15 protein-coding genes (1 of these 15 running past the window's edge) are annotated in these 19052 nt (G+C 70.9%); 8 read left to right on the top strand and 7 right to left on the bottom strand.

The features are described 5' to 3' along the window. Positions 1–64: 64 nt before the first annotated feature. The gene (locus tag K1T34_RS04650; RefSeq protein WP_220243055.1) at positions 65–817 is read right to left on the bottom strand and encodes an IclR family transcriptional regulator C-terminal domain-containing protein; all 753 of its coding nucleotides are present in this window, start codon (positions 815–817) and stop codon (positions 65–67) included. Between the two features lie 142 nt (positions 818–959). Between K1T34_RS04650 and K1T34_RS04645 the strand changes: the two genes are divergently transcribed. The 6 genes from K1T34_RS04645 (at position 960) to K1T34_RS04620 (ending at position 6801) form a co-directional block, all read left to right on the top strand. After that, positions 960–2282 (top strand): aromatic ring-hydroxylating dioxygenase subunit alpha, encoded by a 1323-nt coding sequence (locus K1T34_RS04645; RefSeq protein WP_220243054.1) that lies wholly within the window; start codon positions 960–962, stop codon positions 2280–2282. Beyond that, positions 2282–2746, top strand: a complete 465-nt coding sequence (locus K1T34_RS04640; protein WP_220243053.1) for an aromatic-ring-hydroxylating dioxygenase subunit beta — start codon at positions 2282–2284, stop codon at positions 2744–2746. The genes K1T34_RS04645 and K1T34_RS04640 overlap by 1 nt, the downstream gene beginning before the upstream one ends. Then, complete coding sequence (locus K1T34_RS04635) at positions 2743–3705, top strand: PdxA family protein (RefSeq protein ID WP_220243052.1); 963 nt, start codon at positions 2743–2745, stop codon at positions 3703–3705. The genes K1T34_RS04640 and K1T34_RS04635 overlap by 4 nt, the downstream gene beginning before the upstream one ends. Next, a complete protein-coding gene (locus K1T34_RS04630) occupies positions 3702–4700 on the top strand; it encodes a 2Fe-2S iron-sulfur cluster-binding protein (RefSeq protein WP_220243051.1) in 999 nt (332 codons plus the stop codon). The genes K1T34_RS04635 and K1T34_RS04630 overlap by 4 nt, the downstream gene beginning before the upstream one ends. A 68-nt stretch (positions 4701–4768) precedes the next feature. Beyond that, the gene (locus tag K1T34_RS04625; RefSeq protein ID WP_220243050.1) at positions 4769–5449 is read left to right on the top strand and encodes an alpha/beta fold hydrolase; all 681 of its coding nucleotides are present in this window, start codon (positions 4769–4771) and stop codon (positions 5447–5449) included. Next, positions 5446–6801, top strand: a complete 1356-nt coding sequence (locus tag K1T34_RS04620; RefSeq protein WP_220243049.1) for an MFS transporter — start codon at positions 5446–5448, stop codon at positions 6799–6801. The genes K1T34_RS04625 and K1T34_RS04620 overlap by 4 nt, the downstream gene beginning before the upstream one ends. A 56-nt stretch (positions 6802–6857) precedes the next feature. Here the strand turns inward: K1T34_RS04620 and K1T34_RS04615 are convergent, their stop codons facing one another. Continuing rightward, positions 6858–9059, bottom strand: coding sequence for a discoidin domain-containing protein (locus tag K1T34_RS04615; RefSeq protein ID WP_220243048.1), 2202 nt, complete (start codon positions 9057–9059; stop codon positions 6858–6860). 32 nt (positions 9060–9091) lie between these two features. Beyond that, positions 9092–11434 carry a discoidin domain-containing protein gene (locus K1T34_RS04610; RefSeq protein ID WP_370643625.1) on the bottom strand — a complete coding sequence of 781 codons (2343 nt, stop codon included), beginning with the start codon at positions 11432–11434 and terminating at the stop codon, positions 9092–9094. A 237-nt stretch (positions 11435–11671) separates the two neighbouring features. Here K1T34_RS04610 and K1T34_RS04605 point away from each other — a divergent pair, with 237 nt between their 5' ends. Continuing rightward, positions 11672–12640, top strand: a complete 969-nt coding sequence (locus K1T34_RS04605; RefSeq protein WP_220243047.1) for an alpha/beta hydrolase — start codon at positions 11672–11674, stop codon at positions 12638–12640. A gap of 3 nt (positions 12641–12643) precedes the next feature. Here K1T34_RS04605 and K1T34_RS04600 read toward each other — a convergent pair whose 3' ends face one another. Together K1T34_RS04600 and K1T34_RS04595 are read right to left on the bottom strand one after the other, a co-directional pair. Further along, a complete protein-coding gene (locus tag K1T34_RS04600) occupies positions 12644–13171 on the bottom strand; it encodes a DUF4232 domain-containing protein (protein WP_220243046.1) in 528 nt (175 codons plus the stop codon). 231 nt (positions 13172–13402) lie between these two features. Beyond that, positions 13403–16000, bottom strand: a complete 2598-nt coding sequence (locus K1T34_RS04595) for a bifunctional FO biosynthesis protein CofGH (protein ID WP_220243045.1) — start codon at positions 15998–16000, stop codon at positions 13403–13405. A 153-nt stretch (positions 16001–16153) separates the two neighbouring features. Between K1T34_RS04595 and K1T34_RS04590 the strand changes: the two genes are divergently transcribed. Continuing rightward, positions 16154–17758: a transposase gene (locus tag K1T34_RS04590; protein ID WP_220243044.1), complete on the top strand. Its 1605-nt coding sequence runs from the start codon at positions 16154–16156 to the stop codon at positions 17756–17758. A gap of 11 nt (positions 17759–17769) precedes the next feature. On the opposite strand, the gene K1T34_RS04585 is transcribed toward K1T34_RS04590, so the two are convergent. Together K1T34_RS04585 and K1T34_RS04580 are read right to left on the bottom strand one after the other, a co-directional pair. Then, positions 17770–18519: an SDR family oxidoreductase gene (locus K1T34_RS04585; protein WP_220243043.1), complete on the bottom strand. Its 750-nt coding sequence runs from the start codon at positions 18517–18519 to the stop codon at positions 17770–17772. Positions 18520–18527: 8 nt separating this feature from the next. Continuing rightward, a protein-coding gene (locus tag K1T34_RS04580; protein WP_220243042.1) for an alpha/beta fold hydrolase crosses the window boundary here: on the bottom strand, positions 18528–19052 show its 3' portion. Its footprint extends 306 nt past the window's final position; 525 of the gene's 831 nt are visible here — the last part of the coding sequence; the start codon falls outside the window, past its right edge; it ends in the stop codon at positions 18528–18530.

Raw genomic sequence — 19052 nt, 5'->3', positions numbered from 1 at the left:
TACTGCAACGGCTCGCAAAATCTCGACTTCACGGCGCGAGGGTGCTGACACGCTGAGCCACCGGTTACAGCTTGCGCCCCAGCTGCTCCGCCTGGTCGAGCAGTACCGGCAGGAACTCGTCGCGCAGCTGGTCCATCGAGATGCGGCCGGCGGTGGCGCTCACCGACATCGCGGCGACGGTACGGCCGCGCGAGTCGAGCACGGGTACGGCGAGCGAGCGCAGGCCGTATTCCAGCTCCTCGTCGGTGAACGCCGCGCCTTCCTCTCGTACGAGGTCCACCCGACGGCGGATCTCGTCGGGGGTCACCGGTGTTTTCGGGGTCCTGGGGTGGAGTTCGGACCGGTCGAGATAGGCCGTCAAGTCCTCCGTGGACAGTGCGGAAAGGAGCACGTGCCCGGTCGCCGACGCGTACGCCGGCACGCTCGCGCCGATGCGCACGCCCGTGTTGACGATCCGCTTCACCTCGCTGCGCGCGATGAACAGCGCCTCGTCGTTCTGCAGCACCGCCAGCGATGCCGACTCCTGCACGTGCTCGCGCACCGCCGCCAGGTGTGGCTGCGCGAGCTGCGGCAGCGCTGTCGACTCGACGTACGCGTCGCCCAGGCGTAACAGGCGCGGGGTGGGCAGGAAGTGCTTGCCGTCGTGGGTGAGGTATCCGAGGTCGACGAGCGTGAGCAGGCAGCGGCGGGCCACGGCGCGGTTGAGGCCGGTGAGGCGCGCCGCGTCGCTGATCGCGAGCTTCGGAGACGCCTCGCCGAACAGCTCCAGGATCGCCAATCCCTTGGCCAAACCGGCCATTCCTTCGGCTGCGGGCACGGCTCTCCCCGGAGATGGGTCTTGACGGCAGGCCCTCGCTTGCCTTCAATGTGTTCGGCAAGTGAAACTGCGTTCGTTATTCGAACACTATCAGGGGTGCCGCGAGCTGTCGAGCGGCACCCCGGGCGAGGAGGAACCGACGATGGATCGCCTCACGGGGACCACTGCGGGCCGCGCACCCGACCGCAGCTGGCCGCGGTCGCTGACCCGGGTGCCGTACTGGGTTTTCCAGGACGAGGCGGTGTACCGCGCCGAGCAGGACCGGATCTTCCACGGTCCGCACTGGAGCTACCTGTGCCTCGAGGCCGAGCTGGCCGAGCCCGGCGACTTCTGCGCGACCTTCATCGGCGAGCAGCCGGTGCTGGTGACGCGCGACGTCGACGGCGAGGTGTACGCGTTCGAGAACCGCTGCGCCCACCGCGGCGCGCTGATCGCGATGGCCGACCACGGCAAGGCCCGCGACTTCACCTGCGTTTACCACGCCTGGACCTACAACCTGCAGGGCGATCTCACGGCTGTCGCGTTCGCCGAGGGCGTGGGCGGCAAGGGCGGGATGCCGCCGAGCTTCTGCCTGTCCGACCACGGGCCGCGCAAGCTGCGCATCGCCGTGGTCCACGGTCTGGTGTTCGGCACGCTGTCCAACGACCTGCCCGACATCGAGGAGTACCTGGGCGAGGAGATCCTCGACCGCATCGACCGCGTGCTCGGCGGCCGCAAGCCCGTGGTGCTCGGCCGGTTCGCGCAGCGGCTGCCGAACAACTGGAAGCTGTACGCGGAGAACGTCCGCGACTCCTACCACGCCAGCATCCTGCACTTGTTCTTCACGACGTTCGGGATCAACCGCCTCTCGCAGCGGGGCGCGATCATCGTCGACGAGTCCGGTGGCCACCACGTGAGCTACTCGGCCATCGACCGCAGCGCCACCGAGACCACCGAGTACCGCGATCAGAACATCCGGTCCGAGTCCGAATACCGCCTGGCCGACCCGTCGCTGCTGCAGGGCTTCAGCGAGGTCGGCGACGACGTGACGCTGCAGATCCTGTCCGTCTACCCGGGGTTCGTGCTGCAGCAGATCCAGAACTCCGTGGCCGTGCGTCAGATTCTCCCGCGTGGCACCGACGACACGCTGCTCAACTGGACCTACCTCGGCTTCGAGTCCGACACCGAGGAGCAGCGGCTCGTCCGGATGAAACAGTCCAATCTGGTCGGTCCCGCCGGCTACGTGTCCATGGAGGACGGTGGCATCGGCGGCTTCGTGCAGCGCGGCATCGCCGGTGCGTCCGACGAGTACGCCACCCTGCAGATGGGCGGCGACACCGCGGAGTCGAGCGAAAGCCGGGTCACGGAGGCGTCGGTCCGCGGGTTCTGGCTGGCCTACCGCCAGTCGATGGGTTTCGTGCCCGACGACGACGCGCCGTTGCCCGAGATCGGCAAGCACGAACGCACCCGGGTGGTGCGTGCCTGATGGACAACCAGGTCGCCATCGCCCGTGCCCAGGCGCACTACGCCCGCTGCATCGACGACGGGCCGCTCGAGGACTGGCCCACGTTCTTCACCGAAGACTGCCACTACCGCGTGACGACAGCCGACAACTACGCCCGCGGCCTGCCCGCCGGCCTGATCTGGGCCGACACCCGCGGCATGCTGACCGACCGCGTGTCGGCGCTGAAGGAAGCCAACATCTACGAGCCGCACGTGTACCGCCACATGCTCGGCCAGCCCGCGATCCTCACCGAGTCCGGTGGTGACGTCGAGAGCGAGACGCCGTTTTTCGTGCTGCGCGTGACCGGCGGCGGGCCGACCGACCTGTTCGCCAGCGGTCGTTATGTCGACCGCTACCGCGTCGAGGGCGATCAGGCTCTGCTGCGCGAACGCGTGGTCGTGTGCGACAGCAAGGAGATCGACACGCTCCTGGCGCTGCCGCTGTGAGCCGGGTGCTGCTGGCCATCGGCGACCCCAACGGCATCGGGCCCGAGATCGCGGTCGCGGCCGCCACGCAGGCCGAGGACCCGCCGGTGCTGGTGGGCGACCATCATGTTCTCGCGGATCTGGCCGCCGCGAAGGGTTTCCGGCTGCGTGAGCACGCGCCCGGCGCCCCGGCGGAGGACGGTCTGCTCGACCTCGTGGACGTCGGGCACCTGCCGCCGGACGAGTTCCGCCCGGGCGTGCTCAGCGCCGAGGCGGGCGCGGCGACGATCCGGTACGTCAGCACCGCCGTCACGCTCGCCCTCGGCGGCGGCTACCGCGGCGTGGTCGCCTGCCCGCATTCGGAGACGGCCGTACACGCCGCGGGCATTCCGTTCCGCGGCTACCCGCCGCTGATCGCGCGGCTCACCGGCGTGCCCGAGGACCGCGTGTTCCTGCTGCTGTCGGGCGGTGGCCTGAACATCGTGCACGCGACCCTGCACGAAGGCCTCGCCAACGCACTCGCCCGGCTCACCCCGGAGCTCGTCACCGCTGCCGGGAAAGCGCTGTGGGAAGCCCTGCGGACGTTCGGCGTCGCCGTCCCGCGCATCGGTGTCTTCGGCATCAACCCGCACGCGGGCGAAGGCGGCCTGTTCGGCACCGACGACGAGGGCGTCACCGCGCCGGCCGTGGCTTCCCTTGTCGCGCAAGGCATCGACGCCGTCGGCCCGACCGGCGCCGACGTGGCGCTCACCACCCCGGGCCACGACGGGTTCGTCGCGCTGTACCACGACCAGGGCCACATTCCGGTCAAGCTGCTCGCCGGCCGCACCTCGACCGCGTTGACCGTGGGCGCCGGCGTGCCGTTCTGCAGCGTCGGCCACGGCACGGCGTTCGACATCGCCGGGCGCGGTGTCGCGGACCCGACGGCCGTGGTGCGCGCGCTGGGCCTGTTCGGACGAACGAAGGAGACCACCGCATGATCACCGTGGCGGACACGGACGTCGAGATCCCGTGCGACGACGGGCAAACCGTGCTCGAAGCCGCCGAGAACGCGGGCTGGGCGATCCCGTACTCGTGCCGCAAGGGGGTCTGTACGTCGTGCACCGGCTCGCTCGTCGCGGGTTCGGTGGTGGTGCGCGGCCGCGGTGAGCTGACGGGGCCGGCCGACGGCGTGCTGCTCTGCCGCGCCGAACCACAAGGCCCGGTCGTGGTCCGGCCGCGCCGCATCGAACGCAGCGAGCCGCCGCGGCGCAAGAAGCTCACCACGGTGGTGCACCGCATCCGCCGTCCCGCGCCCCGCGTCACCGTGCTCGACCTGCGGTTCCCGATCGGGCGGCGCGCGCCGTTCCGCGCCGGGCAGTTCCTGGAAGTGCAGCTGCCGGACGACGAACCGCGCCCGTACTCGCTCGCGAACCCGCCGCACCACAACGACGCGGTGCAGCTGCACGTCCGCACCGAACGGGGCGGACGCTTCTCCGAGCACACGGTGGGGGCACTGAGGCCCGGCGACACGCTCGACGTCGAAACGCCGTTCGGCGAGTTCGTGCTCGACGACGGCGCCGGACCCATTCTGCTGCTCGCCACGGGCACCGGCTTCGCGCCGATCCAGTCGATCGTGCTCGACCTCATCGCCCGCCGCAGCACCCGGCCCGTCCACCTCTACTGGGGCGCGCGCACGGAGGCGGACCTCTACCTGGCCGAGCTCCCGGAGCGCTGGGCGGCCCGGCACAGCTGGTTCGACTACACGCCGGTGCTTTCCCGCCCGGGCAAGAGCTGGTCCGGCGCCACCGGCCACGTCCAGCACACCGCGCTCGCCGACCACCCGGAGCTGACCGGCCACCGCACGTACGCGTGCGGCAGCGAAGCGATGACCACCGACGCCCACGACCTGCTCACCGGCCGCGGCGGGCTGCCGGCCGAGAGCTTCCTGGCCGACTCGTTCGTGCCCGCCGCCGAGCCCCGCATTCCCGCCTGACCGCTTTCCGTACTGCGTTTCCGTACTGCGTTTCCGTCAGACCCCACCACGATTCAAAGGAGAATCCCATGGACTTCGTGCTCGTCCACGGCGCCTGGTACGCCGGCTGGAGCTGGCGGGAAGTGGCCGACGCGCTGCGTGAGCAGGGCCACGAGGTGCACGTCGTGGAGCAGCTGCCCAGCGGGGGCCCGGACCCGGCGGCGTTCGGCGACGTGTCTACGGACGTCGCCCACGTGCGTGACCTCGTCGACGGCCTCGGCCGTGACGTCGTGCTGGTCGGGCATTCCTACGGCGGCATCGTCGTCGGCGAGCTCTCCGACCACCCGCGCGTGCGTCACAGCGTCTTCCTGTCCGCGTTCCGCCCGCGCCGCGGTGAGAACCTGCTCGACATCCGCTCTCCGCACCCGGAGGAGTGGATCGTCCCCCGCGAAGACGGCACGCTGCACGTCACCGACGACCACGAGTTGGCCCGCAAGGTGCTCGCCCCCGACCTCGACGAAGCCGCGTTCGCCGGCGTCCACGGGCAGCGCCGCGCGCACGCGGCCGTCACCTTCACCCAGCCGGCCACCGAACCCGAGCGCACGCACCCGGTCACCTACGTCGTGTGCGAGCGCGACGAGGCGATTTTCCCCGTGGACCAGGAGAAGATGGCCGCGGGCGCCGACCACGTCGTGCGCCTCGACGCCCCGCACCTGGCCCCGCTGACGCACCCGCGTGAAGTGGCCGACCTGCTGGCCGGCACCCGGTGACGGCGGGCGTCCGCCTGACCGGGTTCGTCGACGGCAAGCGCGTCAGCCCGTTCCAGTACGGCACGGTGGTGCTGTGCGGGCTCGTGATGTTCTTCGACGGCTTCGACACGCAGGCCATCAACTACCTCGCTCCGCACATCGCCAAAGATTGGGGGCTGAAGGTCGCGGTGCTCGGCCCGATCTTCTCCTCGGCCCTGGTCGGCCTGATGATCGGCTACCTCGTGCTTTCGCCGCTGTCCGACCGCTTCGGCCACCGGCGGCTCGTGATCGCGGGCACGGCGTTGTTCGCGCTGACGAGCCTCGTGTCCGTCTGGGTCGGCGGCGTGGCCGAGCTCGTGGTGCTGCGGCTCATCACGGGCATCGGTCTCGGCGCGGCGGCGCCCAGCGCGGTCGCGCTCACCGCCGAGTACACCCCGAAACGCCTGCGGGCGAGCTTCGTCCTGGCGATCTACTGTGGATTCTCGCTCGGGTTCGTCGTGGCCGGGGTGGTGTCGGGCTGGCTCGTGCCGACGGCCGGCTGGCGTTCGGTGTTCCTCGTGGGTGCGCTGGCGCCGCTGGTGATCATCCCGCTGATGCTGAAGTTCCTGCCGGAGTCGCTCGTGTTCCTGGTGGGCCGCGGCGCGAACTCCGAACGCGCGTACCGGCTGTGCCGCCGCATCGACCCGGCGTTGCCCGCGGAGACACAGCCGGTGAGCGTCGACGTGGCCGAAGCCGGTGGCCGCGTGAAGCTGAAGGCGCTGCTGGCCAACGGCGGGGTGCTGAGCACAGTGCTGCTGTGGGTGGTCTTCGCCGTCAACCTCGGCGAGTTCTATGCGCTGCAGAGCTGGTTGCCGACGATGCTCACGAACCTCGGTTTCGCGAACGGCACGGTGGTCACGGCCACGAGCCTCACGACCGTCGGCGGCATCGTCGTCGCGCTCGTCGTGGGGCCGGCGATGGACCGCCTGGGCGCGTTCGGTTCGCTGGGTGCGTTGTTCGTGGTGGGCGCGGTGTTCCTCGCGGTGACCGGGCCGGCGTTCCACGCGCCGGTGTGGATCCTCCTGGCGGCGATGTTCCTCGTCGGCTGCGGGGTCAGCGGTGGCCAGAAGGCGCTGATCGCGCTGGCCGCCGTGGTCTACCCGGTCAACATCCGCTCGACGGGCGTCGGCTGGGCGCTGGGCATCGGCCGCCTCGGCGGGATCCTCGGCCCGCTCGTCGTCGGCGCCGCGGTGGCCGCCTCCTGGTCCCCGGCGGCGATCTTCCTGGCGTTGTCCGGGCCGATGCTGGGGTGCGCGGTGCTGATCCTCTACCTGGGACGGCGGGCTCGGCGGACGGCCGAGGTCGCCGAGCTGGAACCGGCTCCCGCGGTGTGACAGGAAGGGCTCCCCTGCCGTCGGCACCGCCGGCCGGGGAGCCCTTCTCCGTCAGATCACGCCGCGGCCACCTCCAGTTCCGAGACCTGCCCGGCCGGCCAGCCGGTGTTGCCGGTGATCGTCACGCGCACGAAGCGCTGCGTCGTCGTGCCGAAACTCGCCGACGCGGTGTTGCCGGACGACGGGCTGAAGTTCCAGCCGCGCGAGGCGACCAGCGTCGTCCACGAGCCGCCATCGGTGCTGCCCTGCACGGTGAGCGTCTGGGTGCGGGCGCCCCAGTCGCCCGAGGGCGGCAGCTTCAGCGTCACCTTGTTGATCGCCGCCGGGTCACCGAGGTCGACGGTCAGCGTCTGCGGGAACGCGTTGTTCGTGCTCTCCCAGTAGGAGCTCGCGTTGCCGTCCACGGCATTGCCCGGCGGGAAGCCGCCCTGCGAGCCGCTCGCCGTGATTGCCTTGCCGCGCGCGATGTTCGCGCCCGACTGCGGCGGCTGCGGCGGGCCGGAGTTCGGCGCGGGCCAGCCGGCGCAGTCGTTCCAGGTGCCGGTCCAGCCACTGTTGCCCGAACCGGTGAAGGTCATCTTCGGGATCGAGCTCGGGTAGGGGCAGTTGTACGTGCCGACCACGCCGACACCCGACGCCGTCAGGTTGCTGATCGACACCGTGCCCTGCGTCTGCGACTGTGCGACGAACGTGCCCGCGCCGCGCACGGTCACGCCGTCGATCGTGATGCCGCTGACCTGCTTGCCCGCGCCGTTGCCGTCGATGAACTGGATGGCCTCGTACGGGCTGTCGATGGCCGTGAAGCCGTTGACGCGGATGGTCACGCCGGAAATGGCCTGGTCACGGGCGTCGAACCACAGCGCGCCGACGCCGAACTGCCAGTTGGGGTCGAGTGCCCCGGCCCGCAGCGCGGTGTTGTTCGTCAGCGTGACCGTGCCCGAGAGCGGCACCGAGTTGAACCGGTTGGCCACGAGGTAGCCGCCGCCGAGGGCGTTGGTGTCCTGGATGAGGTTGCCGCTGACGGTGTTGTTCGAGCCGCCGTAGAGGGCGATGCCGTTGGCCAGGTTCGGCTGCACCACGGTGTTGTTCGCGATGGTGATGCCGGCGTCGGCCTGGCCGTTGGACCACAGCGCGAGCGCGTCGTCACCGTTGTTGCGCAGGTAGTTGTTGCGGATGGCGGAGTTGGTCACGGCGCCGTCGAAGTTCACGCCGTCGGCCTGCGTGTCGAGGATGCGGTTGTCCTCGATCGTGAGGTTCGAGGACGCGCCGTTCATCAGCCACAGGCCGCACTTGGTGTCCTGGATCCACAGCCCCGAGACGACCGAGCCATTGCCGAGCACGCCGTGGAACGCGTTGTCCGGGCTGGAGTCGTTGCGCTCGGAGACCGAGCCGAACACGGCGAAGTCGTAGAGCTTGATGTTCCCGGAAGCGCTGCCGTTGTTGAAGATGTTGTTGCCGTGCAGCACGGTGTACCACTGCCCGGCGCCGCGCACGGTGGTCTGGTCGATCTGCAGCGCCGACCCGATCTCGAACCGGCCGCTCGGCACCCACACTTCCTTGCCCTGCTGCCGGGCGGCTTGCAAGGCGTTGCGGAAAGCTTGCGTGTCGTCGCCGGCGTCGTTGGCCGTGGCGCCGTAGTCGGTGACCGACAGCGAGCCGGCCGGTTGCGCGCCGGCGCCCCCGACCTGCTCGAAGTCGGCGAGGTCGATCGTGGCCTGCCCGACGTCGCCGGAGTCCAGCTGCACCTTGACCTTCGCGCCCGCGGCGGCGTTCTGGCCGAACAGCAGACGGGCGTCGTCGAAGAAGTGGTGGGTCTTCGCGCCCGGGATGCCGGGGGTGTCGGTGTAGGTGTATTGCGACGTCACGGAAAGCCCGCTGCCGAGCTTGGTCCCGTTGACGTACACCGACATCCGGCCGGAGCTGCCGTCGGGCAGGTTGTAGTGGACGTTGACCGAGTTGGCCGCGGCCGGCAGCGTGAACTCCACGTACTGGCCCTGCCCGAGCCGCACGGCCTGGCGGCCGGACGCCTCGGAGGCCACCGTGGCCTGCGTGTAGTCGGGGCCGACGGCGGATCCGTTGGTGGCGCTGCATTCGGCCTCGACGATCCGGAACGGAACGCTCGCACCGCCGGACGCCGTGGCCGGGCAGGTCGCCGCCGCGGCGGGGGTGCCCGAGCCGACCGCGAACACGGTCAGCCCGGAGGACACCAGCGCCGCGGCCAGCAAGGCTGCCCTGGGTCGTGCTGAGGTGGGGGACATCTTTGTCCTTTCTGGGGATTTTCCGGAGAAGATCAGGACGCGTAGGCCTCGAGCTCGGAGAGCTGCCCGGCGGGCCAGCCGGTGTTGCCGGCGAAGCTCAGCCGCAGGTAGCGCGTGCTCGTGGGGCTCAGTGAGACGATGGCGGTGTTGCCGCTCGCCGGGTCGAAGCGGTAGCCGGCCTCGGACTTGAGCGTGCTGAACGACGAGCCGTTGGTGGAGCCCTGCACGGTGAGCGTCTGGGTGCGGGCGCCCCAGTCGTTGGAAGGCGGCAGCTTCAGCACGAGCCGGCTGACATTCAGGGCGCTGCCGAGGTCGACGGTCAGCGTCTGCGGGAACGCGTTGTTGCTGCTTTCCCAGTAGCTGCTCGCATTGCCGTCCGCGGCGTTGGCCGGCGGGAAGCCGGCCTGGGAGCCGCTGGCCGTGGTTGCCTTGTGCAGCGCCAGGTTTCCGGTCGGCGGCTGCGTGGGCGTCGTCGGTGTCGTCGGTGTGGTCGGCGTCGTCGGGGGAGTCGTGCCGCCGTTGTAGACCGGCGTCGGCCACGAACCGCAGAACGTCGTGGTCCAGCCCGAGTTGCCGCCCTGGTCGGCCAGGCCCGTCAGCGCGTCCGGGCCCATGCAGTTGTAGACGCCCGCGCGGCCGACGTTCGTCGCGACGACGTTCTTGACCGTACCGCTCGGTTTGGACTGCAGCTGCCACGCGAACGTGCCTGCGCCGGTGATCCGCAGGCCGTCGAAGTGCACGTCGGTGGTGGCGCCGTCGATGAACTGCACGCCCTCGTAGTTGTTGTCCAGCAGGTCGTTGTCCACCACGTCGATGCGGCCGGTGATGGCCGAGTCGCGACCGTCGAACCACAGCGCGCCGACGCCGAACTGCCAGTTGGAGTCGAGCACGCCGGTGCGGATCGCGGTGTTGCGCGTGACGGTGGTGGTCCCCGAGAGCGGCACGGCGCTGAACCGGTTGGCCACGTGGATGCCGCCGCCCTGGTCCTGGTTGTCGGCCACCACGTTGTCGGACACGGTGTTGTCGTGGCCGCCGTAGATCGCGATGTTGTTCGCGAGGATCGGCAGCAGCACCGTGTTGAACGAGAACGTGTTGTGGTGGTCGGCGTCGTGCTCGGCCCACATGGCGAGGCCGTCGTCGTCGGTGTTGCGCAGGAAGTTGTTCGTCACCAGCGTGTTGCTGATGCCTTGGTGCAGGTTGAGGCCGTCGGCCGTCTGGTCGAGGATCCGGTTGCCGCGCACGGTGAGCCCGTCGAACGGCCCGTCGAGCCAGAGCCCGACCTTCGTGTGCTGCAGCCACAGGTTCTGCACGACCGAACCGCCGCCGAGCGCGCCGCCGATGGCGTTGGACTGGTCGCAGTCGACCCGGGCCTGGACGTCGCCGATGATCGCGAAGTCATAGAGCCCGACGTTCGTGCTGCTCCCGGGCACCGCCGCGTTGCCGGGGTACGTCGGGGTGGAGCAGCTGGCCGGCTCGCCCTTGCCGAAGATGCCCGCGCGGGCGCCGTGCAGCTCGGAGTACCACGGTCCGGCGCCCCGGATCGTCACCTGGTCGACGGTGATGTGGTGGTTGAGCGTGAACGAGCCCGCCGGGATCCAGACCTGCTTGCCCTGGCTCTTCGCGGCGGCCGCGGCGGCGTCGAACGCACCCGCGTCGTCGCTCGTGTCGCCGGCGGTGGCGCCGTAGTCGGTGACACTCACGGCGTTGGCCGGTTTGGTCGCGGGCGCGGCGACCTGCTCGAAGTCGGCGAGGTCGACCGTCGCGGGGGTGACGTCGCCGGCGTCGATCTGCAGCTTGATCTTGGTGCCGGCAGGGTAGCTGGTGCCGAAGAGCGTGCGCACCTCGTCGTAGAAGTGGTGCGCCTTGCCCTGGCCGGGGTCGTTGCTGAAGGGGTAGCCGCCGTAGTACCAGCCGTAGCGGGAGGTCAGGTTCAGGTCGCGGTTGTGGGTGCCGTTGACGTAGACCGAGATCGTGCCGTTGATCCCGGTGCCCTGGGCACTGTCGGGGAGGCTGTAGCGGAAGTCGAGCGAGTTCGACGGGGCGCTGAGGGTGAACTCGACGTACTTGCCCTGGCCGGTCAAGGTGACGGCCTTGCGGCCGGAAGCCTCGCCGGCAAGGGTGCCGGCGGTGCGGTCGGGGCCGATCACGGTGCCGTTGGTGGCGGCGTTCTCGGCTTCCTGCTCGATGAACGGGACGGTCGCGCCGCGGCCGGCGACGGCGGCGTTCGGAGTGGCTGTCGCCGGGCTGCCGGGAGCCGCGATCACGGTCAGGGCGGTGAGGCCGGCGGCCGCGAGCACGGCGCTGCCGAGCGCGGCGATCTTTCTCGAGGTGGGTCGTCGTTTTTCGGGCGCGCTGAAGACACCTAGGGGAGACACGGAGCAGCACTCGCCTTTCGTCGGGGTCGGGTGCACTGGTGGGGACAGTGTGTGAGCTGGATCATACGAATTACCGACAGGAAATCGCAATAGTCGGACGGACTTACGCAAATTTTCGACATCCGACGTCATGGCTCGTTCGGCTCACGGATTTCCCGCCACCTGGCGGAGGTGGCGCGAGGCCCGGCCGGGCCAGGATGATCAGGCGAGAGCCACGACGTCCTGGGAGGTACCGAGATGACCGCGACCCGTCCGAAGGTGGGGCCGCCGCTGCCGTTCGACCCCGAGCTCGAGGTGGTGCTGGAGCAGATGCGGGCCGAGCGGCCGGCGCTCGACTCGGCCGCCGCGATCCCGGCCCTGCGCGAGGAGCGCGCCACGCGTGAGCTCTCGCTCGCCGACGTTGCGGCCGACGGCACTGTCACCCTGTCCGAAGTGGACGCCGACGGCGTGCCGCTCGTCATCGGCCGCCCGACCCACGTGACCGCCGACGCTCCGGTGCTCTACTGGATGCACGGCGGCGGCATGATCCTCGGCGGGCACCGCGGCCGTGATCTGCTGGTGCTCAAGGAGTACGCGGTTTCGCTCGGCCTCGCGTTCGTCTCGGTCGACTACCGCGTCGCCCCGGAACACCCGCATCCCGCGCCGGTCGAAGACTGCTACACGGGTCTGAAGTGGACAGTCGAGCACGCCGGTTCACTGGGCATCGACGCCGCTCGCGTGGTCGTCGGCGGCGCCAGCGCGGGCGGCGGCTTGGCGGCCGCCGTGGCCCTGCTCTCGCGCGACCGCGGCGGCCCGGCGCTGCTCGGCCAGCTCCTGCTCTACCCGATGCTCGACGACCGCAACGACACCCCGTCGTCGTTCCAGATGGCAGGCCTCGGCGTCTGGGACCGCACCGCCAACGACATCGGCTGGACCGCGCTGCTCGGCTCCGCCCGCGGCGGCCCCGACGTCTCGCCCTACGCCGCCCCGGCCCGCGCCGCGGACCTGTCGGGCCTCCCGCCGGCCTTCCTGGACGTCGGCACCGCCGAAACCTTCCGCGACGAGGTCGTCACCTACGCCACGCGCCTGTGGCAAGCCGGCGTCCAGGCCGAGCTGCACGTCTGGCCCGGCGCCTACCACGGCTTCGACGGCTCGGCCCCGGACGCGGCGCTTTCGGTGCAGGCCCGCGCGGCGCGGGCACCGTGGCTGCGGCGGATCCTCGGCTGAGGCCTACTTCGGGAGGTCCTTCATCCAGGCGGTCACGGTGATCTCCCCGGTCGTCCCGAGGTCGGTCTCGAGCGGCACGGTCTGCTCGGCCTCACCCGGCGCCGCGACCACGCCCACCGCGGCGCCGGTCGTCGTGTCACCCGAGGTCACCGTGGCCGACCACGACACCACGCTCAGCAGCTTTTCGTGCGGTGCCAACGTGAACGGCTTCGGCCCGGGGTCCGGCGAGAAGTACGAGACCCCGTGGTGCACCTGGACATCCAGCGCCTTCCCGGTTCCGTCGAGGATCCGCACGGTGGGATAGCCATTCAGCGTGTGCGCTTCGGCGTCGTTGTTGGTCAGCGTCAGCACCGACGCCCGATGCCCGAGCCCGGCCTCGACGATCCCCGCGGAGACCACCAACGCCGGCGGCGGCACGACTCGCGACGAGCTCACCGGCGCCTGGGTGACCGGCGCCGACGGCTCCCCTGAACCGCACCCGACGGCCGCGAGGGCCACGACAACGACCGGCAACGCCTTGAAGATCCCCATGGCGAGGAAACCTAGCTCTCGACCACCCGGGACTGTGCCCGGCCCCGGGAATCGCCGGACAGACCCCGCCCTCCCGAGGGGGGCGTCCCACGTCCAGTTTATCGGCGACCACCGACAATTCCCGGCTCGCAGGCCCTCTCGAGGCCAGTTGTCTACACCCGATCGAGTGGAGACAGTGCGCATGAATGCGCCCCGGACCGAACTCGGCCCGGGGCGCAGCACCACCGAAACTCAGGAAGTCAACAACGGCAACAACGGCTTCCGCACCGCCGTCGCCACCCCGTCCGACGCCTCCGCGGCGGCAATGCGCTCAGCCGACGGCACTCCGTACCCCGTCGTCCGCTGGCGCAACGGCCGGCCCAGCGGCTCGACCATCGCGCGCATGTCGCTGATCGTCTTGTACGAGCCGTTCGACGCGCCTGCCATGCGGGAGATCGTCTCTTCCATCAGCGTGCCGCCGATGTCGTTGACGCCGCCCTGCAGCACCGCCCGGCTGCCTTCCTCGCCGAGCTTCACCCAGGAGCTCTGGATGTTGTCGATCGTGCCGTGCAGGAGCAGCCGTGCCAGTGCGTGGACCGCGCGGTTCTCCCGCAAGGAAGTGCCGGGGCGAGCCAGGCCGGCGAGGTAGATCGGCGCGCTCTGGTGGATGAAGGGCAGCAGCACGAACTCGGTGAACCCGCGCCGGCCGTTGCGTTCCATGCCCTCGCGCTGCAACCGCGCCAGGAGCTTCAGGTGCGCGACCCAGTGGCTGGGGTTGTCGACGTGGCCGTACATCATCGTCGACGTCGTCGGGAGGCCCACGGAGTGCGCGGTGGTCACGACTTCGATCCACGCCGACGTCGGCAGCTTGCCCTTGGTGAGCACCCACCGCACGTCGTCGTCGAGGATTTCGGCGGCGGTGCCCGGCAGGGAGTCCACACCGGACTCCTTGGCCCGGATCAGCCAGTCGCGCAGGGACAGGTTGGTGCGCGACGCGCCGTTCACGACCTCCATCGGGCTGTAGGAGTGGAGGTGGATGTCGGGCCGGCGGCGCTTGACCTCGGCGGCGAGGTCGAAGTACGCGGTGCCGGGAAGATCCGGGTGGATGCCGCCCTGCATGCAGATCTCGGTCGCGCCCGCGGCCCACGCCTCGTCCACGCGGTCGCCGACCTGCTCCAACGAGAGCGTGTACGCGTCGGCGTCGGTGCGCCGCTGGGCGAACGCGCAGAAGCGGCAGCCGGTGTAGCAGACGTTGGTGAAGTTGATGTTTCGCGTGACCACGAACGTGATGTCGTCGCCCACCGTCTCGCGCCGCAGGTCGTCGGCGATCCGCGCCAGGGCGTCGAGCTCGGGTCCGTCCGCGTGCAGCAGGGCCAGCGCGGCGTCGTCCGACAGGCCCGCCGGGTCCTTTTCCGCGCTGCGCAAGGCTTCCAGGATGTCCGTGTCGAACTTCTGCGGCCCCGTCTTGATCTTGCGGCCGATTTCCTTCCAGTCACCGTAGACGGAGTCGAAGTCGCCTCGACGGTCGTCGGTGCGGCCGGTGGTGTCGATCTCGGTGTGCAGGTCGGTGCGGCCCGACTGCTGCCAGCCGCCGTCCGGCTCCTGCCACGGGATCCCGACGGGCATCGCGTCCTCGCGCGCCAGCCCCGTCGCGGGGTCGACGAGCGCGGCCACGTGCCGCGTCACGCGCGGGTCGAGCCACGGCTCGCCGATGTTCACGAACTCGGGGTAGATGGTCAGCCGCTCGCGCAGCGTGAAGCCGGCCTTCTCCGTCTGCCGGGCCAGCTGGTCGATCTGCGGCCACGCACGCTCGGGGTTCACGTGGTCCGGGGTCAGCGGCGAGACGCCACCCCAGTCGTCGATGCCGGCGCGGATCATCAGGTCGTACTGGTTGCCGATGAGGTTCGGCGGCGCCTGGATGCGCATCTTCGGCCCGAGCACGAGCCGCGCCACGGCGATGTTCGCCGCGAGCTCCTCGAGATCGGCGTCGGGCGTCGCACGCATCTTCGTGTCCGGCTTCGCGCGGAAGTTCTGGATGATGACTTCCTGGATGCCGCCGTACTCGCGAGCGGTCTTGCGGATGGCGAACATCGCGTCCGCCCGCTCCTCGTGCGTCTCGCCGATGCCGATCAGGACGCCGGTCGTGAACGGCACGGAGCTGCGCCCTGCGTCCTCCAGCACGCGCAGCCGGACGGCGGGATCCTTGTCCGGCGAGCCGTAGTGCGGGCCGCCCTTCTCGCTCCACAGCCGCGTCGCCGTGGTCTCGAGCATCATGCCCATCGACGGCGCCACCGGCTTGAGCCGCTGGAAGTCCTGCCAGCTCAGCACGCCGGGGTTCAGGTGCGGCAGCAGGCCGGTTTCCTCCAGCACGCGGATGGCCATCGCGCGGACGTAGGAGAGCGTGTCGTCGTAGCCGTGGGCGTCGAGCCAGTCGCGCGCCGCCGTCCAGCGGTCCTCGGGCCGGTCGCCGAGTGTGAACAGGGCTTCCTTACAGCCCATCTCGGCGCCCTTGCGGGCGATCTCGAGGACCTCGTCGGGCGAGAGGAACGGCGACTCGAGCCGGCCCGGCACGGTCACGAAGGTGCAGTAGCCGCAACGGTCGCGGCACAGCCGCGTCAGCGGGATGAAAACCTTGCGGCTGTAGGTGATGACGCCCGCGCGCCCGGCGGCTTCGAGGCCGGCGTCGCGGATTCGGGAGGCGTGCTCGGACAGCGTCTTGAGGTCGTCGCCGCGCGCGTGCAGCAGCACGGTGGCCTCGGCGAGGTCGAGCGTCTTCCCGTCCCTGGCCCGCGCGAGCGCGCGGCGCATCGCCGACGGGGTGGGGGCGGTCAACTCGGGTTCGGGTGCCATTCCCGTCACGCTAGGACCAGCTCGCAGAGGTGGGCCAGTGCGTTGTCCGCCACGTGCTCACCCGTTCGGAAGAGACGATCATCCGCGCTGGTCAGAGGCGTGGAAAGGTTGTCGATCACCCGCGGAACGTGTATTACCTAAAGTGTGGCATCGGTGATCGGGAAGCGCATCGGCGGCCGGACGTACTACTACCTGGCCGAATCCGCGCGGGTCGACGGCGCGCCACGGGTGGTGACGCAGCGGTACCTCGGCACGGCCGAGGACATCGCCGGCGCGCTGCCCGGCGGCGCGGAACCGGGCGGCGCGCGGCACCGCACGTTCGGTGATGTGGCCGCCGTGTGGGGCACGATCCAGCGCCTCGATCTCGTCCGTCGGGTCGACGCCGTGGCGGGCCCGCAGCGCGCGAAGACCACGCTCGGGTTCCACGTCGCGCTCGCCGTGCTGCACCGCGCGACCGGCGCCGGTGTGAGCTTCGAACAGTGGTGGGCCGGCTGCGCGGCGCAGGATCTCGTGCGCCCGCGTCCGCCGAAGGCCGCCGTCACCACGGCGGCCCACTGGCGGGCGTTGCAGCGCCTGACGCCGGAGCGCATCACCGGCGTCGAAACGGCGGTCGCCGAAGCCGTGCTCGACCTGCTCGGCGACGACGGCACCTCCGCGCTCGCGGTGGACGTCCCGCAGTTCGCGGCCTTCACCGCCGCCGACTGCACGGTGCCCTCGGCCTGCCAGGATGCGCTGGCCGGACTCGGCCTCGTGGTCACGCGCGACGGCGCGATCCCGCTCGCGTCGCGGGTGTACCGCAGGGACAGCGGGGCGGCGCCGACGTTCGGCGCGTTGGCGGGGGAGCTGGGCGAGCGCTACCCGGCCACGGACGTCACGCTCGTCTTCCACGCCGGGCAGGCCGCGCAGCTCGACCTCGGCGCGCGGCGCGGGTTCGTCGGCTCGGTCCTGCCGGCCGACCACCCGGACCTGCTCACGCAGCCCGCTTCGGCCCGCCGGCGCGTGGACCCGGAACGCTTCGCCGGGCTGACCGCGATCGACACCCGCGCGACCGTCGACGGCGTGCGGCGCCGGGTCATCCTCACGCACTCGGCCACGCTGTACGCCGCGCAGTACCGCGCGTTCACCGACGAGCTGAGCACCGCGATCCGCGAGCTCGACGGCCTGGCCGCGGCCCTGGAAGCCGGCACCCACCGCGGCGACCGCACGCAGGTCCACGCCGAGATCTCGCGGGTCACGCGCGGCCGCCGCGTCGGCCGGGTCCTGGAAGCGACGCTCACCGGTACCCGGCCGGGGGAGATCCGGCTGACGCGCCGGGTCGACGAGGCGGCCGTCGCGCGGCTGGTGGACGAGTACTTCGGCAAGCAGATCCTCGTGACCGACCGCGACTGGCCGGTGGCCGAGATCGTCACCGCTTACCGCGCGCGGACCTACCTGGAGTCGACGTTCCGCTGGCTCACCGGCCCCGCCGCGGTCGGCCCGACGCCGCGGTGGGAGTGGACCCCGCACCGCGTCGCCGTGCACGCGCTGGTCTCGGTGCTCGCCGCCACCGTCACGCACCTCATGCGGCGCGAGGCCGACCGCGACGGGATGAACCTGTCCGTGGGCGAGCTGCTCGATCAGCTATGCGGGATCGGCGAGACGGTGCTGCGCTACCCGTCCACCGGCGGGCGGCCGCGCAGCCGCCGCATCCTCACCGACCGCGACCCGGCCCAGCAGGCGCTGTTCGACCTGTTCGGGCTGGAGCGATTCGCGCCCTAGATTTTCGAGGCTCAGCTCTCGCGGTGGATGGTCAGGGCCGAGAAGCTCTGCACCACCGGCATGATCTCGATGACGTTCACGTTCACGTGCGGCGGCTGCGCGGAGGCCCAGAACACGGACTCGGCGATGTCGTCGGCCGTGAGCGGGGTGGTGCCGGCGTAGACGCCTGCCGCCTTGTCGTCGTCGCCGAAGCGGACGTTGGAGAACTCCGTGCCGCCGACCATGCCGGGCTCGATGTTGGTCACGCGCACACCGGTGCCGCGCAGGTCGCTGCGCAGGTTGAGGCTGAACTGGTGGACGAACGCCTTGGTCGCGCCGTAGACGTTGCCGCCGGGGTAGGGGTAGGTGCCGGCGATGGAGCCGATGTTGATCACGTGGCCGCTGCCACGCTCGACCATGCCGGGCAGCACCGCGCGGGTGAGGTGCACGAGACCGGTCACGTTGGTCTCGATCATCTGGTCCCAGTCCTCGAGCTTGGCCTCCTGCGCCGGCTCGAGGCCCTTGGCCAGGCCGGCGTTGTTCACGAGCACGTCGATCCGGCCCCAGTCGCCGGGCAGCGCGCCGACGGCCGCGACGATCGCGTCGCTGTCGCGCACGTCGAGCACCACGGGCAGCACGGACTCGCCGAGCTCCGAGGTCAGCGCGGCGAGCCGGTCGGCACTGCGGGCCGTGGCGACGACCCGCGAGCCCTCGGCCACGAACCGGCGCGTGATCGCGGCACCGAACCCGGCACTCGCGCCGGTCACGAATACGGTCTTCATGGGGTGGGTCACCGTTCTTCCGCCTGGTGGTCCGGCCGGGGCCGGAGTGCGTTCAGGAACCGGCCGAACACGTCGTTGAACCCGGCCGCGGACTCCAGGTTAGGCAGGTGGCCCGCGCCTTCCAGCACCGCCAGTGCGGAACCGGCCACGAGCCCGCGCATGAGCTGGGCGTCGGACACGGGGGTGAACTCGTCTTCGCTGCCGACTGTCACCAGAGTGGGGACGTCGACCTGTTCGAGGGTCACCCGGTAGTCGGGGCGCAGCGCACGGGCCCGAAGCGCCGCGGCGGCGCCGGCGGGTGGCGTCGTGCGCATCATCGTGAGGACGTGCTGGGTGACCTCGGGGTTCTTCGCGCGAGTTTGCGGGGAGACCATCTTCGGGAGGAGCTCGTCGGCGTAGTCGCTCATCCCTTGTCGCTCGATCCTGGTGGCGGCGGCTCGTCTGTTCTGGCGACCCTCGGGGGTCTCGGCGGTGGGGAAGGTGTCGGCCAGGAGGAGCGCCTGGACGCGCTCGGGGTGGTCGGCGACGGTCTG

Origin of the sequence: Amycolatopsis sp. DSM 110486, from assembly GCF_019468465.1 — a bacterium.
Classification (GTDB): domain Bacteria; phylum Actinomycetota; class Actinomycetes; order Mycobacteriales; family Pseudonocardiaceae; genus Amycolatopsis.
This window is presented reverse-complemented; position numbering and strand designations above follow the sequence as displayed.